Origin of the sequence: Flavobacterium johnsoniae UW101, from assembly GCF_000016645.1 — a bacterium.
GTDB classification, from domain to species: Bacteria; Bacteroidota; Bacteroidia; order Flavobacteriales; family Flavobacteriaceae; genus Flavobacterium; species Flavobacterium johnsoniae.
In genome coordinates this window covers 899,985-918,166 of sequence record NC_009441.1, presented here as the reverse complement: position 1 = coordinate 918,166, position 18,182 = coordinate 899,985, and the positions used below count along the sequence as shown (strand labels likewise).

Genomic DNA, 18,182 nt, shown 5'->3' with positions numbered 1-18,182 from the left:
CAGTTTTTAACGGATTAAAGAGTTTACACAGATTAATTATTTCATTAGTTGAATCTTGTTAAAGCCGTATAATCAGTGTGCCATTTTTTTTAAGATCTTTTTACAAAACTAACTATTGTGAATACACCAAAAATTGCCATAACTGCTTTTTCATCTATTTCTCCTTTAGGAAACAATAGTGATGAAATCTGGAAAAAATATCTTGATAAAAACCATTGTTTTACGAAACGTTTTTTGGATCAGCAAGAAACTTCTGTCGCTTCTTTAAGTACTGAATCGAAACAAATTATAGACAAAATACGAGAGGAGGATATTAGATATAAATTTTTAGATAATTCTGTTTTGTTTGCTTTGGCAGCTTCGAGAGAAGCGGTTCAAAATGCAGGATGGAAAACCGATGATATCTTCGGAATTAATATTGGTTCTTCAAGAGGCGCTACTGATTTATTTGAAAAACATTATAAAGAATATCTTGAAACCGGAAAAGCACAGACTTTAGCCTCGCCAACAACTACTTTAGGAAATATTTCGTCTTGGATTGCACATGATCTGCAAAGCTCAGGTCCTGAAATTTCGCATTCTATTACTTGTTCAACTGCTCTTCATGCACTTTTGAATGGAGTGGCTTGGTTAAAATCAGGAATGGCAGATAAGTTTTTAGTTGGAGGCAGTGAAGCTCCTTTAACAGATTTTACAATTGGACAAATGAGAGCTTTGAAAATATATTCCCGACTTAATCTGGATATTGATTCTTGGCCTAATTTGGCTTTAGATTTTGAGAAAAACCAAAACACTATGATTCTGGGTGAAGGAGCAGCGGTTTGTTGTTTAGAAGCAGGAGAAAAAGAAAATGCGATTGCTTATGTAACAGGTGTGGGTTTTGCAACTGAAATTTTGGAGCATAATATTTCAATTTCTGCTGAAGCAGACTGTTTCCAAAAATCTATGAAAATGGCTTTAAAAGATGTTGATTTAGAAAGTGTAGATGTTATTGTAATGCATGCACCCGGAACAATAAAGGGTGATTTGACAGAACTAAGAGCTATTGAAAAAGTTTTTGGTTCATCGCTGCCTTTGTTAACAACAAATAAATGGAAAATTGGCCATACTTTTGGCACATCAGGAATGTTAAGTCTAGAGTTAGCATTGTTAATGATGAAACATGATACTTTTATTGAAACCCCGTTTTCAGAAACAAAAAATCAGAACAAAACAATTAAAAAAGTGCTGGTAAATGCAGTTGGTTTTGGAGGAAATGCAGTCAGTATTTTAATTGAAAAAGCATAGATATATCTTAAAATAAAAAATCCATTTGTCTTACTTGGCAAATGGATTTTTTATTTGGGTTTAGAAGTGTAATTCTATTTAAAGATCACTTTTCTGGTTATCTGGGCATTGTTTTCAAGATTAACTTTTACAAGCAGCACCTGATCGGCTGACTGAAGGTTTGAGATTGATAATTCAGTATTTCCGACTTTCTTTTTATTGTAAATCAGTTTTCCTGTAATATCGAAAATGTTTACTTCTTTAATATTTTCTTTTGCAGAAGTAACTTTGATAGTTTTATCTTTTACAGAAATTAAAAGTCCGTCTTTTACATTCTCAAAATCACCAGTTCCTAATGTTTTATTAGTGTAACGAAGTGCAAAACGATCTGTAAAAGTTCCCGCTTCTGTTTTAAAAGTATAGTCCTGAGCTTTTAAATCTGAAACAGTTCCTGTTGTTTTGTCTTCCAGATATACATTCTGTTTATCAAATAATCCGTCAACATGATCAATTGAAATTGTAAAATCTCCTGCAATTGTTGTTTTGTATCCTAACGGAATTACATCACTGTTCTCAAAAGGCAGTCCTCGTCCCTGAATGGTTAAAGACATATTTTGGTTAATGCTGTAAAAATCTGTATAGGTGTTTGCATCCATAGTTTCTGCATCATATTGGATGTCCCAATTGTTTGTTGCGCCATCAATATATCCTACTAAGAGCTGTTTGAAAGCTCCTTCTTTATTGGCAAAATTCAGCCAGATACGGTTTCTTTCGATATTATCTGTTCCTGTTGTTTTATAAAACTGGCTGTTATTGCCTGAAGCTCTCATGTTGTTTGTAAACAAAATACTGTTTCCTGCTCCATTGTTGGTAAAGAAAGCCTGTCCCGCTGCAATGTATCCAGCCGGAGTCTGAGCAGCATTTGAAGTTGTAACACCTCCTGATGAATTGAAAACCGCATAATCACTGCTTGCGTAATTGTATGTAGCATCTCCTGAAACAGCATCGCTTGGAGGAGCATTATGCATCCAGAAATATAATGATCCTATAGTGCTGTTTGCTGACAAAAGCTGAAAAGCATTTACGGCAGAAGGATAGGGATTCCCTATTAAATTAAAACTGTTTGGAACTACATTAACTGTAACATTTCCGTTATTTGGAACTCCAACAAATGATGCCGGATAGACTGCCGGGATGGTAATATCAAAAGTCTGCGGAGATCTAACGATGTATCCGCTTCCTTTGGCCATTGGCAATATTCCATTAAAACTTATTATCCATCCTGCAGCAGGATCGTAGCTGTAATATTTATCTAAAAGTGTTGCCGGCGAAAGATTGGCCAGTGTAAAAGCAGGAGTCGAAGTTACAGGTGTTGACCAATAGGTAAAATCGTAACGACGTACCGGCTGGGTATCTCTTCTGTAAGTAATGTTTCCTGAATTGATATTTGTTCCGGTATTAGTTTGTAATAAACTAGAATTATTGTTGAAAGTTAATGAACCCGTAGTATTTACTGCTATTGTATTAGTTATGTTAAGGGTGTTTGTGCTGTTTACAGTTAAAGCTCCTAAATTATTTACAGAAAGAGTATTGGCGTATGAATTAGTATTAGTTCCGTTAATAATTGGTTTATTAGTTGTATTTGGTATTACAACACAGTCAGATGCAGTTGGTACGCCGTTTGGTGTCCAGTTAGACGCTGTATTCCAGTCAGTATTTGTATTTCCATTCCATACTTTTGCAATTACTTTTACTAAAACAACTGCAGATACAGAAGAACAAGCGCCGTCGTAAGCAGTTCTTCTAAACCAAGTGTCTTGTGTTAAAGTTCCAGGAGTATAATTTTGTCCATTATTTGTTCCTGATGCAGCAGAGAAACCAGTTGTATTGCTGGTTGTACTGCTTTCCCATAAATAAGTGTAAGTATCATTACCTGTTGGAATAGATCCGGTAATTGTTCCAGGTAAATTTCCTGCACATATAGATTGAGAATAAGATGCAGTAATATATAATCTTTTAGTTGTTCCTACACAAGGATCTGTAAAGTTACCATTTGTAGCAGCAATTAAAATTGTATTGCTATTACCTAAAAGCGCACTTTCAACTACTGATTGACTAGTTGCCGCGTGGCAGAAAGGATTTATTACAAATGAACCACAAGCTGTTCCTGTTGGTGTTCCATAACTGGCAAAACTTACATTGTTAAAATAAGTTCCAGCTGGTGCAGTCAGGCTTCCTACTGCATTTTCTACAGGCTGCATACAAACAGTTCCAGAAGTTCCGTTACTATAACTAATAATATTATTACCTGCTCTAACAGTGATTGTAACTACTGTAGAAGTTGCTGTATTGCACGTTCCACTTGTTGTTGCTCTGTAATAAGTAGTTTTTGTTAAAGTACCTATTTGAGAACCAGCTAAGACGGCTGTTGTTGCTCCGTCAATATTGTTGAAATTTGTATTATCTATAGATGCCTGCCATTGTATATTACCTCTATAGCCGCTTAATGTAATATTAGCAGGCTGAGTTCCGTAACAAATCGATTGGTTTGCAGAAGCAGTTCCGCCAACACTTGTTGGACTGTTTGTAATGGTAACGGGAGTACTTGCTGTAAAATCACAAGCAGTTCCGGTTCCTGCTACATTGCTGGTAGCCAAACGTCGATATTGGTATACAATATCATTTGCCGTGCCGTTCGCAGCCATTGCAGGAGGATCGTATGTTCTTCCTGTCGCTCCTGGAATATTAGAGAATCCGCCGCCATCAGTCTGTATCTGCCATTGAAAGTTGATATATGGATTTGCTGCATTAGGATCGGCACTGTTATATTGAAGTGAGCCGTCAATAACTGCCGGATCTCCTCCATTGCAGAAATTTACTGTAGCTGGAGCTGTGATGGTATTCAATGCAGCGTCAAATGGTGTTATGTTAAAAGCAACTCTGTTGGCACCTGCATTTTCATAGTATTCTAATGTGAAAATTGGATTTGCAGGAACATTTACCAAAATGTTGCTGTATGTAGTAGCGCCTTGTTCTACCCATCTGTCTAAAATATACCCGCCATTATTTATAGATAATCTTACTCCGTCATCTCCTATTATTCGAATTAAATAACATCCTGCAGGTCTTGTTGACTGCATGCGGTATCTTACAGCAAACCCTTCTGTATACATCGAAGCTCTTTGTACTCCATTTGAAAATACAGGAAAACAAGTGTAGTCACCGCCAAAGTCTGTATCAAAGTTTTCAGTTCCTATCGTATAATAACCTGCATAATTTGCATTTGTAAATGGTGAAGGAGCGGCTCCTACAGAATTATATACATGGCCTATCCAGGTGTTATTTGCTCCTGCCGTTGTTTGGCTGTCAAGTGTATTGGCGGCAGAGTTTAATCTTAGAGTCATTGTACCGCTATTTGTCTCTCCACAATTACCTGTTAAAAGTACCCGTACTTGTCCTGAGAAAGTAGCTGTCCAGGTAACTGTTGCACCACTAGTTCCGGATGATACAACACTAGGGCTTAAATTGTTATTTGAGTTGTCTAATAATGTTAAATTCTCTGCTCCTGCAAATATATTGTCTACAGAAAAGGTGTAATTATATCCCTGAATAACATTCACTAATGAATATTGACCATTACTAACAGTATTGGTTTGTGTATTGCTGTTGTCAATACAAAAAGTGTACAAAGATCCTGCTTGAGTAGGAGTTGGTTGTGCTGGAGGAGGTGTGAAAGTATATACTTGATTAGTAGCAGGTCTTGCGTTAATACTAGTAGTGAAAGTATCGACTTGACCAGTCGGATTTGAACCAGAATCATTTAAAGTAATGTAGTTCCCATTTGCATCATAAATACCAATTGAGGCACTTATATTTCCTGAATTGTTGTTTCCACGACTATATCTATATTCAATTTTATTTGATCCTTCATATAGCCACACTTGAAACGAAATTGCATTTCCATTATTTCCATTATAAAAATATTGTTGAATCCATTCAATTTTTAGAATTCGGCTTCCAGAAACTGTATCAATGCGATATCTAGGTACAGAACTATAAACCATATCATCCCAAAATGGAAATAAAATTGGCTTTGCATTATTAGCATTTGCGGCAGAATTATCGAAATATGCATTGTTAACATTAGCAAAAGATAACCAGCCATTCTCACTAATTTTGATCTGAGTATAATTTATTCCTGCGAAATTAAATGTAAATGGCAAGGTAGAAAAAGAAGAAATAACATCATCATTATTGCCATTAGTTGGCATTCCAGGAAAAGCTGTTGCGCCAGTTAAATTGCTATATGTACTTGTGGAAGAACTAAAACAATAATTATTCGCAGATTGTCCAAAACTTAGGTATTGTATAAATAAAATAATGAGTAAGAGTAGTTTTCTAATCATAGTAGGCGTGGTATTAAATTTTTGTTTTTGGGTGTCAAATTCAATAAAAAATGTAGAATTTCGTTATCAACAAAATTTTAATTTTTTTAGTAAAATGTTAAAAATCTTATTAATATTTGTTTAAGATCTTGAACAGTTTAACAAACAGAATTTGCCTCAAAAATATTACAATTTGGAATAAAAAACAACTGTGATAAATGCTGTTTTTGAGAAAAGTAAATAAATTATCATAAAATTTAACAGTTTATTGTTTATTTTTAGCATTTAGAGTTAAAAAAGAAAGAAAATACACATGAGTAAAATTTACACTGCAAAAGAAGCTTTACAGAAATTAGAGCATTTTTGTGCCTATCAGGAACGTTGCCATGATGAAGTTGTCTCTAAACTATATAGTTTAAAAATGACAACTGAAGAGGTTAATATAATTGTTGTTCAGCTAATTGAAGGAAATTTTTTAAATGAAACTCGTTTTGCCTGCAGTTTTGCAAGAGGCAAACATCGAATAAAATATTGGGGAAAAATTAGAATTACGAACGAATTAAAAGCTCGTCATATTTCTTCAACAAATATTTCACTTGCTTTAAAAGAAATTTCATCTGAAGAATATTTTGAAACTTTCGAGAATCTCGCTGAAAGATGCTGGAATTCTATACATGAAAACGATACTTTCAAAAAGCGCAAAAAGTTTTGTGATTATATGCTTCGAAGAGGCTATGAAAGTGATCTTGTTTATGAGAAAGTTAAAGAATTGGAACAAAAATAATGATTAAAATACTCTTCAAAAATCTTATTTCTGATTCGTTTAGACTAGAACTAAAAACAATTATAAATTATCATAAATTCCTTACGTAATAATAAATAACGCATAGTTGTAAAATATTGCTTTTCTGAGAAATTTTTATCAAACTAGACGTTTTTTCGATTATTTTGCCAAAAAGAGAACAGAAAAAAGAATGATATTACGGATTTTTCCTATTTTTAACAAACTCGTTTTATAAGAAATTCCAGTAATACTGAATTTTTACTATGTAGTTCGTCGATTTTTTCACCAGTTTATCGATTATATAGTGGTTCTAAAAACCGCCGTAGAATCTAACACGTAGATGTTTTTATATTTGCTCGGTTCAAAAAGCTATGCCAGCATAACAACCTGATAGAAAAACATCTAGTATGAAAAAAACTTTACTTTTATTTTTGTTTTTAATACCTTTTTTAGGTAGTGCGCAGCTTGCAAGTGCGAGTTATGTTATTGGTAATTCACAGCCAGCACCATTTAAAACTTTGGCTACAGCTATTACAAGTATCAATTCTACTGGGATTGCAGGTCCTGTTACTTTATTACTAGATGAAAATCAAACAGTAACATCAACTATTTTTATAGACAGATCAGATTTTAGCGCTGCAAAGACATTAACAATAAAGCCAAATACAAATAGAAATATTACTATTACTGGAAATATAGGTAATACAAGTACAGCGCCAATTTTAAAGTTAGAAGGAACAGATTATGTTACAATAGATGGAAGTAATAATAATACAACTTCAAGTAACTTAATCATTAGTAATACTTCAACAGTAAATTATAATAATTTCACTCAAATACATTCAGCTATTTTGTGGATTACAAATAAGGCCGCCGACGCAGCGACTTATAATACTTTAAGGAACATACAGTTTGTTGGTTCTGGTGTAGATGCTACAAGTTCAACTTCTGCGGGTGTCGTTATTAGTGATGCAAACAATATGCAGACAGCAGAAACAATATCAAATTCAAATAATACTATTTCGAATAACATCTTTACAAGAATGAAATTTGGAATATGGACTTTTGGTGGAACTTCTTATAATCAAAATTTAACCATAAATAATAATACTTTCGGTTCTGCAAATGCAGCCGATGTAATTGTTGTAAATGCAATTAAGTTATCAAATACTCAAAATACATTGGTTACAGGTAACTCTATATTAGGGGTTGCAATGTCATCAAACAGTACTTTTATTTCTGGAATTAATTTATATGATAGAAGTATAGGCTGTACTATTTCTAGAAATAGAATTTCAAGTGTGAAAAGTTCTGGTTTAGGCAGTGGAATACACATCGATCTTGATAATTCAGTAACTGCAAACTTAAATATTGTCAATAATTTTATAAGTGGAATAGCTTCTTCTACTGGTGGCCAGTATGATTACAATAATGCTGGACATGGTATTTATTTTGTTAAAGGGAATAGAATAAATTTATATTACAATACAGTTGTTCTTAATGTAAATCAAACGGGATTATCTGCAAGTTTATTTATATCAGATGGAAGTAATTTAGATATTAGAAATAATATTTTTTATAATTCCCAAACAGGATCGGGTTTACGATATGCTGTCTACTCATTAACAAATAGAAGTGTATTTTCAAATATTAACAGAAATGATTATATAACAAGTTCTGGAGGTACGTTAGGACGATTAAATAATGCTGATGCAGCTACAATAGCTGATTGGAGAGTTGCGACATCTCAGGACGGAAACTCATTAAGTGTTGCTCCTTCATTTGTCAGTGCTTCAGATTTTCATTTAATTACAAATAATACCAATAATGAAAGTTTAACAGGAGTTACCATTTCTGGTATCACAACAGATATTGACGGAGATACGAGAGTAAAGCCATATATGGGTGCAGATGAACTTGTTCAATGTACACCATCAGGAGATCAAACAACATTTGGTGTAAATTCTTGGCTTGGTTATGTATATTCTTGGACGGGAACTGCTTATCCAAATCCAGCTACATCAACTACATTACCAGTATCTGCGACATCGACTTATATTGGAACTGTTACAGAAAATGCTCTTTTTGATAGAAATGTGACATCAGGTCAGGTAAATGGAGTTACTAGAAACATTCCGTGTGATACTCCGCCTTCTGATAAATTTTTCGTTCGTTATAAAATGCAGACTACTACAGCAGCCGGAAGATACAATTTCACAATTGGAGGAGATGATGGTGTAAGATTATATGTCGATGGAAGTTTAGTAACTGTAGCTCCAACAGGTTCTTATGGTGTTCATAGTTATAATACTTATGCAGCACAAGTTGATCTTACTGCCGGAACACATAATTTTATTTTAGAATATTTTGAAAATGATGGAGATTCAAGAGTATCGTTTTCATATGGTCAAATTCAAGGAAACGTTGCGCTTCCATTTGGTGACAACAAGTGGAATGTATATGGTTTTACAGTAGCTAATATCAATCTGCCATCATATGCTTATGCTGGAATGTATGTAGACAATAATGTGAATGTTAACACTCAAACATCATGGGGAAGAACAAGCTCGCCCTCTGCAGCTTCAAGCTGGCTTGGGGCTCCTGTTGGAGTTGATCAGTTTACAATTACTTACAAACGTCAGGGATTTCCTTGCGGGCGTTACCAGATTCAATTAGTAAATTGTGATGACGTAGGAGAGATTTATGTAGATGGAACGAAAGTTTTTACTCAAAATGGTTATACAGGTACTTCAGCAATTATAAATGGAGGTACAACTTATTTGTTGAATAAAAATTCAACAGTTGAAATTCGTCTAAGAGAAGATGGAGGAGATGCAAACATAGCGGTTAATTTTATTGATACACCAACGGTTTATAATGGGTCAGGGACTTTAGCAAGTGATACTTCTATAAGAATTAGTGCAAATACTACTTTGGGTTCAGATCTTCAGGTTTGTTCATGTACAGTTGACACAGGAGTCACTTTTACAATTCCTGCGAACAGAACTTTAACTGTAGATGAAACCATAAATGTTGCAGGAACAGGAAAATTGCTTATTCAAAATAATGGATCATTATTACAAAAAAATACAACTGCTGCAGCTTACACAGGAGCAGTGACTTCATTTGAAATGCAGAGAAATACAGCGCCAGTACGTCGTTATGATTTCAGTTATTGGTCATCGCCGGTAACACTAGCATCAAATTTCACATTATATAAATTATCACCAAATACACTTGGAGATAAGTATTACAGTTATAATCCAAATTCAGGATGGGCAATTAATTATAATGGAACACAAGTTATGACTCCAGGTCAGGGATATATTGTAAGAGCACCTCAATCTTATGATATAAACAGCACGGCAGTATATACCGCTTCTTTTATTGGTGTTCCTAATAATGGAGATGTCACAATAACTCCAGTAGGTGGTCAATGGAATTTAATTGGAAACCCATACCCATCGGCTCTAGACGCTCAAAAACTTATGACGGCAAACAATAATGTTGGCTCATTATATTTCTGGACGCATAATTCACCTCCTAGTAATACTGTTTCGGGTGATGCAACTTACAATTACACAAGCAATGATTATGCTGTTTATAACTTTAGTGGTGGTGTTGCAACTTCTAGTGGTGCAGCTGCTCCTAGCGGATACATTGCAGCAGGACAGTCTTTCTTTATTAATGCAAGTTCAAGTAATAATATTGTGTTTACTAATGATATGCGTGTTGGTGGAAATAATACACAATTCTTTAAAACTGCTAAGGCTGCAGAAGAGGTTGAGAGAAATCGTTTATGGTTGAATTTTACAAACACACAAGGAGCATTCAAGCAAGCATTAGTTGGTTATATCGAAGGAGCTACAAATAGTTTAGATAATGGTTTCGATGCCGAAACTATGGCAGGTAACAGTTATGTAGATTTTTATAGTATTAATGATGCTTTGCAATTAACGATTCAAGGGCGAGCACTTCCTTTTGAAAACAGCGATATAATTCCTCTTGGTTATAATACATCTATTGCAGGAGACTTTACAATCTCTATAGATCATGTAGATGGAGTGTTTAATGACCAAGCTGTTTATTTAGAAGATAAAAAAACGAGCACAATTTATGATCTAAAAGCAGGTGATTATACCTTTAAAACAGAAGCAGGAACTTTTGATGATCGTTTTACGCTGCGTTATACAAACAAAACATTAGGAACAGGAGACTTTGAAAATGTAGATAATGGTCTATTGGTCTCTGTAAAAGACAAGGTAATCAAAGTGACTTCTAATAAAGAAAATATAAAGAGTACCGCAATTTATGATATATCGGGAAGACTTATTTATGATAAAAATAAAGTTGGAACCACAGAATTGCAAATATCAAACCTGCAGTCAGCCGATCAGGTATTGTTAGTAAAAATTATATTAGACAATAATTATACTCTAACGAAGAAAATTATTTTCAAATAGATATAAATAAATCACATAGAAAATCCGATAGTTTTTACTATCGGATTTTTCAATGTAAAAACAATACATAATTAAAAAACATAAATATTACATTAAGAAAATAACCTATTTAACACCCCAATCAAACCAAAATTACAAACTTATATGTGCCCAAAATCACTTTTGTTTATTCGTTCTTTATTTTTAAAAAGTATAATTTTATTTTTCTTGTTTATTTCATTTGAAGTATCAGGCCAGTCTGCTGTTACAAGAATTATAACAGATTGGAAGGGTTATTGGTCATCAACTGGTTTAACCGGAGTAGGAAATCGACCTGACGATGTCAATAATTTATTGGCTTTTACATGGAATGGAACTATTTATTCTACAGGTGTAAATAACACTATTCTTAACAACAATGCCGTTACTTACAATCCTCAAAGATTTAGAGCTTTAAAGATTCAAAATTTAGGTTCCACCACGAGTATGTATTTTTTACAAGGTTCTATGATAGATGGATCTGCCTCAACAGCTACCTTAGTGCCGCCAATAGCAGGAGCAACTGCAACAGGTGCTGAACTAGCTTCAAGATTAACAGATGGTGTTAACGGATTAACACTAGGAACTGGTGTTGCAAATATAAAAGCGGGTGTCGCTGAATTTAAAATAGGAACTAATAATTTAAATTCAAGCGGTATTGGCGATGGAATTCCTGATTTAATTGTGACTCAGGTAGCAGAACCTGGAGGAACACCAGATACTTTCAAATTCATTGATGCATCAGGCAACACTGTAGGAAATCAATTGTCTATAAACTTTATTTCGGTTAATGCTGTTGGAACTTATAGTCTTGATTTATTTAAGATGGATGGGACATATGGTTTTACTCCGGCAGCAACAAGAGACATTCGTGTTTTGGGAATCGAAACAAGTGAATTTGGAATAACAGCTGCTAATGCATCACAAGTTGATCGATTTGTTGTTACCTTTTCAGGAAATTCAGATTGCGCTTTTATAGCTTTTAATACAAATTCTCTAAAAATTGCTGAATTAGGTTTAGTAAAAAAAGCTTCAATGCCATCATGTGGAAAAGAAGGAGATGTTATTAATTATACTTTTGATGTAAGAAATACAGGAGAAGTGCCAATTACAGATATAACAGTAACTGATCCGATGCCGGGAGTAATAATAACTGGAAATCCCATCAGTAGTTTAGCAGTGGGGGCTACAGCAACGGTTACTGGTACTTATACCATAACGGCATCTGATGTAAATTTGGGAAGAGTTGTAAATTCAGCAAAGGTTACTGGAACAGATCCTTCGTTAAATCTAATAGAAGATATTTCAGGACAAACCTTTACGGATAATATTCCAACAAGCATAGACTTACTTGCTCCGCCAGTTATTGGTACAATAACTAATACAGGGTGTGCCGCTTTGGGAACAATAGAATTAACAAATCTGCCTTCAGGTAATTGGACTATAGAACGTAGTCCTGGACTTATTACTACAACCGGCTCAGGAATAACTACAACAATTACAGGTCTTACGGCAGGGACATACACTTTTAGAGTAACCAATTCAACAGGATGTAAATCACCAGCAAGTGCAAATGCAGTTGTTACAGATCAATCCTCTACAACTTGGAACGGTACTGCTTGGTCAAACGGAACGCCAAATGCCACAAAAGCTGCGGTCTTTAATGGAGCTTATTCTATAACAGCAGATTTAACAGTATGTGCCTGCACAGTTAATTCTCCTGTTAATTTAGTTGTCCCATCTGGAATAACATTACATGTTGTAAATGCTTTAACAGTAAATAGTGGTGCTTCTTTAACTTTCAATAATAATTCTAGTTTGTTTCAAACTAATACCGGAACAAATATCAATTCAGGAAACATCACTTACAGAAGAGATACACAGCCGGTACGTCGTTACGATTTCACCTATTGGTCAACACCAGTAACTTCGACTCCTGCTTTTACACTGGCAAACCTTTCGCCGGCAACACTTCTAGATAAATATTACAGCTATGATCCTGCTGCAGGATGGATAATAAGTTTTAATGGAATACTGCCAATGGCCAAAGGAAGCGGTTACATCGTTAGATCTCCGCAGACTTTTGATATTGTAACACCGGCAGTTTATCCTGCTTCCTTTGTTGGAGTTCCAAATAACGGAAATGTTACAGTTAATGTAGTTCCAAACAGTTTTAATTTAATAGGGAATCCCTATCCTTCTGCCGTAAATGCTTTTCAGCTTTTATCAGCAAACAGCACTATAGGATCATTATATTTCTGGATGCATAATGCCCCTCCAAGCGATGCTGTTTCAGGAGATGCTACATACAATTACACAAGCAGTGACTATGCGGTTTTTAATTCATCAGGAGGTGTCACAACTTCAAATGCTGCTCAGACTCCGGTTGGATATATTGCAGCGGGACAGGCTTTCTTTACCAACAATGGAACAGGAAACAGCATTTTGTTTACAAATAACATGAGAGTTTCAGGCAATAACAGCCAGTTTTATAAAACAACAGGAACAGATAATATCGAAAGAAACCGTATCTGGCTGAATTTTGCCAATAAAGAAGGAGCTTTCAAACAGCTCTTAGTAGGATATATTGATGGCGCAACAAACAATTGGGACATTCAATACGATGCAGAAACTATGGATGCAAATACCTATACAGATTTTTACAGTATTAACCAAAATATGTCTTTAACCATTCAGGGACGAGGACTGCCTTTTGAGAACAGCGATGTGATTCCGTTAGGGTACAAAACAACAATTGCGGGAGATTTTACGATTTCAATTGATCACGTTGACGGATTATTTGATAACCAGAATGTATATCTGGAAGACAAAACAACAGGAACTGTTTCAGATTTAAAAGCTCAGGACTATACTTTTAAAACAGAAGCAGGAACTTTTACAGATCGTTTTGCACTTCGTTACACTAATAAAACATTAGGAACTGGTGATTTTGAAAATGTAAAAGACGGACTTTTAATTTCTGTAAAAGATAAAACTATCAAAGTTACTTCTGCAAAAGAGAACATTAAAGAAGTAAACATTTTCGATATTACAGGAAAACTGATTTATAATAAAAAGAAAGTCAGCAATACTGAATTATCAATCTCAAACCTTCAGTCAGCCGATCAGGTGCTGCTTGTAAAAGTTAATCTTGAAAACAATGCAGAGGTAACCAGAAAAATCGTTTTTTAATAATCAATAGTTTTATATTAATTGAAAATCCGCAGTTCAGCTTGAACTGCGGATTTTTTTATTTTAAAAATCACCAAAAGTGGGTATTGTATTATTTTTCGAATCGATTTAATTTCGGCAAATTCTTACAATTTATAATTGCTTATTTTGGATTTGATTAAAAACATAATTTGTTCACTAATTTTTACGGCCTTGCCATTAAATGTTATTGGACAACAAGGAAAAGTTGATGCTACTTTTAATACTCTTGATGATGGACTAAAAGGAGATGGTTTTGATAATGTAGTTCGAACTCTTTTATTGCAGTCTGACGAGAGCTTAATAGTGGGCGGAGACTATACAAGTCTTAACGGAATTTTATCAGCATATTTCACCAGATTAAATGAAGATGGAACAATTGATAATAGTTTTGATACTGGAATTGGTTTTAATGGAAAAGTCTATGCTTCAAATATTCAATCAGATGGAAAAATAATCGCAGCGGGAAGTTTTACATCATTTAACGGAAGAAATGCAGGAAGACTAATCCGTTTAAATAATGATGGCTCTCAAGATCTATCATTCAACACCATTATTGGTGCAACAACAGGAATTATATCAGGTATTAGTATTCAGCCAGATGGAAAAATTATAATTTCAGGAAGTTTTACAAAATATAATAATGTAACTGTAAATCGAATCGCCAGAATTCTTCCCAATGGAGATATAGATACCTCGTTTTTAACAGGAATCGGTTCTGCTCTAAGTATTACAAACACAAGGGTTTTATGGGATGGAAAAATTTTAGTTACAGGAAATTTTACTTCATTTAATGGTTTTTCAAGTAATAGAATAATTAGATTAAATCTTGATGGAACTGTTGATACAAGTTTTAATATAGGTTTAGGTTTTAATGATGATGTTAACGCAATAGCGATTCAAAATGATAGAAAAATTATTCTTGGAGGAAATTTTACTTCATATAATGGTAATGAAGCCAATAGAATTATCCGCCTCAATGAAGATGGCTCAATAGACAATGCTTTTTTGAGCTCTGGTTTTAATAATGGAACGGTTCAAGTCATAAAAACAGATTCTTCGGGTAATATTATGGTTGGCGGATCATTCACAAATCAATATAATGGAACGAATGTTAACAGAGTTGTATTGCTAAATTCAAATGGGACAATTAAAAGTGATTTTGATATAGGATCAGGTCCAGCATCAGCTTCTGTTTTAACTCTAGAAAATAATTTAGAAGGATCTTGGTTTGTAGGCGGTTCATTTTCGGTTTTTGATGGACAAAATCAAGGCCGATTGGCAAAAATTAATGATCATGGTGAACTTGATTCAAGCTACCTGACAGCAGGAATAGGGTTCGATAATTCTGTTTTAAAGATAATTTCGCTAAATGATAAAAAAACCATGGTATTTGGAAGCTTTACCAAGTTTAATAATAACTCAGTAAACAGAATAACAAAACTCCTGGAAGATGGTTCATTAGATCAAAATTTTAATAGAAGTCAATCTGGAGCGAATGACTTAATAGATACGGCTGTAATTCAGGATGACGGAAAAATTATATTTGGAGGAAAGTTTACAAAATATAATGATTTAACCTGTAATCGTATTGTTCGTATTTTGCCAGATGGAAGCATTGATAATACATTTAGTACTGGTGCAGGTTTTAATAATCAGATATATTCAATAGCGATTCAGCCAGATAATAAAATAATTGCTGCGGGGCATTTTACACGATACAATAATGATCCTTCAGCAGTAAGAATAATAAGGTTATTACCCGATGGATCAAAAGATATGACTTTTAATGCAGGACTAAGCGCTGAAGCTGTTATTGAAATTGTATTGATTCAGCCCGATGGGAAAATATTAGTTGGAGGAAGATTTACTACTTTTAACGGACAGTCTCTTTCTCATTTGGTTCGATTAAACACCGATGGCAGTATTGATTCAGGTTTTTCAATTGGTACAGGATTTAACAAAAACGTTTACGCATTAGCTTTACAATCTGATGGAAAAATAATTGTTGGCGGTTCTTTTACAACCTTTAATGGAATAACACAAAAAGGAATTTTACGTTTAAATTCTAATGGAACTCTTGATAATTCTTTTGAATCAGGTTCTGGTTTCAATAAGGGAGAAGTCAGGACAATTTTGATCCAGCCTGACGACAGAATTTTGGCAGGCGGTACATTTTCTGGAACTTATAAAAGCAATCCTTCGTTCCGATTAATTCGATTATTAAAAACAGGAGAATTTGATCCTTCGTTTAGTTCTCCTCTTAACAATAAACTTTTCTCATTAAGTTTTACTTCTGATTACAGATTACTGATTGGAGGAAATTTCAACTCTGTTTCTGATCTTTCAAAACACAGAATAGCAAGATTAAAACTCTGTTTAGAATCTACAGAATGGAATGGCATTTCATGGTCAAATGGTTATCCTTCCGGAGGAAAAGAAGTTTTTTTTAAAGCAGATTATCCAAATCTAAATTCTGCTGAAGTCTGCAGCTGCACTATTGATTCCGGAAAAACAGTAACACTTTTAGAAGGAAATACATTAGGAATTGAATTTTCTTATTTAGGAAATGGAATTTTAGTTTTAGAAGATTCAGCAAGTTTATACCAATGCGATGATGAGACGATAAATAACGGTATTATTCATCTAAAGAGAAAAACAAAGCCTATTTTAAGATACGATTATACATATTGGTCGTCGCCGGTGAACAATCAAAAATTAATTGATGTTTCACCTCAGACTTTATTTGATAAATATATGTCTTATGACGAAACAATAGATAATTGGAAAATAGAAAATCCTTCAAATAATATGATTTTGGGAAAAGGATATATTATCAGAGGCCCTCAGGAATTTTCGATAGAACAGCCCACTATTTATGAAGCTGTATTTAAAGGAATTCCAAACAATGGTAAAATAGAAATCAAATTAGGACAAAATGATAGTTTTAATTTAATAGGGAATCCCTATCCTTCAGCAATTGATGCGGATCTTTTTCTAAGAAAAAATGAATTTAAAACAAAAGGTGCATTATATTTTTGGACACACAATACTCCTATAACTAATTATGAATATTCAGAAGATGATTATGCCGTTTATAATTTAGTTGGCGGAATTGGCACCAGAGCAGTATCTGATGGTATTAATGATTTTATTCCAGATGGGAACATTGCTTCCGGCCAGGCCTTTTTCTTAAAGAGTAATCTGCCTGAAACCATTGAGTTTAATAATAGTATGCGGATTCAAGATAAAAATAATGCCTTTTTTAAAATTGCCAAAAAAACTATCGAAAAACATAGAATTTGGTTGAATTTTAGAAATGAGAAAGGAGCTTTTAAACAGACATTATTAGGATATGTTGATGGTGCAACAAATGGTTATGATATAAACTTTGACGGTGAAACTTTAGACGGAAATCAATTTGTTGATTTTTATAGCATAATCGAAGATAAAAAATTAGTAATTCAGGGCAGGGGATTACCCTTTAAAGACAGCGATGAAATTATCTTGGGGTACAAAACAACAATTGCAGGAGAATTTACTATTGAAATAGATCATGCAGATGGTTGTTTAAGTCATCAGCCAGTTTACTTGCTTGATAACATCGAAGGGAAAAGTATAGATTTAAGTATAAATAATTATAAATTCACTACTAATAAAGGCACCTTTACAGATAGATTTTCTATTCATTTTTTAAATGAAAATTTAAAAACTAATGAATTTGAGAATGATGATAACTCTTTATTTATTTCTGTTAAAAATCAAGTCATTACAATAAACTCCTCTCAGGAAAAAATAGACACAGTTTTTATTTACGACGTTTCAGGAAATTTGCTTTTTAAAAAGAGAAACAATGAAACGAACCAAATGAGCATATCAAATTTTAAATCAGCTCAACAGGTTTTATTGATACAAACAGTTCTCAAAAATGATAAAAAAATAACAAAAAAGGTCATTTTTTAGGTATAGAATACAATCCATTTGCTTAAAAGTAAATGGATTTTTTGTTTAAGTAAGTTTGACTAAGTACGTCTTTATTTTTAGCCGGATCCTATG

6 protein-coding genes are annotated in these 18,182 nt (G+C 33.8%); 5 read left to right on the top strand and 1 reads right to left on the bottom strand.

The features are described 5' to 3' along the window. Positions 1 to 117 precede the first annotated feature (117 nt). On the top strand, positions 118 to 1,287 hold the full coding sequence (locus tag FJOH_RS04230; RefSeq protein ID WP_012022897.1) for a beta-ketoacyl synthase N-terminal-like domain-containing protein: 1,170 nt from the start codon (positions 118 to 120) through the stop codon (positions 1,285 to 1,287). A gap of 74 nt (positions 1,288 to 1,361) precedes the next feature. Here FJOH_RS04230 and FJOH_RS26170 read toward each other — a convergent pair whose 3' ends face one another. After that, positions 1,362 to 5,672 carry a T9SS sorting signal type C domain-containing protein gene (locus FJOH_RS26170; RefSeq protein ID WP_012022896.1) on the bottom strand — a complete coding sequence of 1,437 codons (4,311 nt, stop codon included), beginning with the start codon at positions 5,670 to 5,672 and terminating at the stop codon, positions 1,362 to 1,364. 292 nt (positions 5,673 to 5,964) lie between these two features. Here FJOH_RS26170 and FJOH_RS04220 point away from each other — a divergent pair, with 292 nt between their 5' ends. From FJOH_RS04220 to FJOH_RS04205, 4 genes are all read left to right on the top strand, one after another. Then, complete coding sequence (locus FJOH_RS04220) at positions 5,965 to 6,435, top strand: regulatory protein RecX (protein WP_012022895.1); 471 nt, start codon at positions 5,965 to 5,967, stop codon at positions 6,433 to 6,435. Positions 6,436 to 6,842: 407 nt separating this feature from the next. Beyond that, entirely contained in the window at positions 6,843 to 10,898 is a 4,056-nt protein-coding gene (locus tag FJOH_RS26165) for a T9SS sorting signal type C domain-containing protein (protein ID WP_012022894.1), read from the top strand. Positions 10,899 to 11,105: 207 nt separating this feature from the next. After that, entirely contained in the window at positions 11,106 to 14,108 is a 3,003-nt protein-coding gene (locus FJOH_RS26160; RefSeq protein WP_159436624.1) for a DUF7507 domain-containing protein, read from the top strand. A 192-nt stretch (positions 14,109 to 14,300) separates the two neighbouring features. Next, positions 14,301 to 18,089 carry a T9SS sorting signal type C domain-containing protein gene (locus FJOH_RS04205; RefSeq protein WP_235022997.1) on the top strand — a complete coding sequence of 1,263 codons (3,789 nt, stop codon included), beginning with the start codon at positions 14,301 to 14,303 and terminating at the stop codon, positions 18,087 to 18,089. Positions 18,090 to 18,182: the final 93 nt, after the last annotated feature.

What these genes read in the sequence shown, in the direction of transcription:
- FJOH_RS26170 (WP_012022896.1), bottom strand. Translation starts at nt 5,672, where the DNA reads ATGATTAGAAAACTACTCTTACTCATTATTTTATTTATACAATACCTA.
- FJOH_RS04220 (WP_012022895.1), top strand. Translation starts at nt 5,965, where the DNA reads ATGAGTAAAATTTACACTGCAAAAGAAGCTTTACAGAAATTAGAGCAT.
- FJOH_RS26165 (WP_012022894.1), top strand. Translation starts at nt 6,843, where the DNA reads ATGAAAAAAACTTTACTTTTATTTTTGTTTTTAATACCTTTTTTAGGT.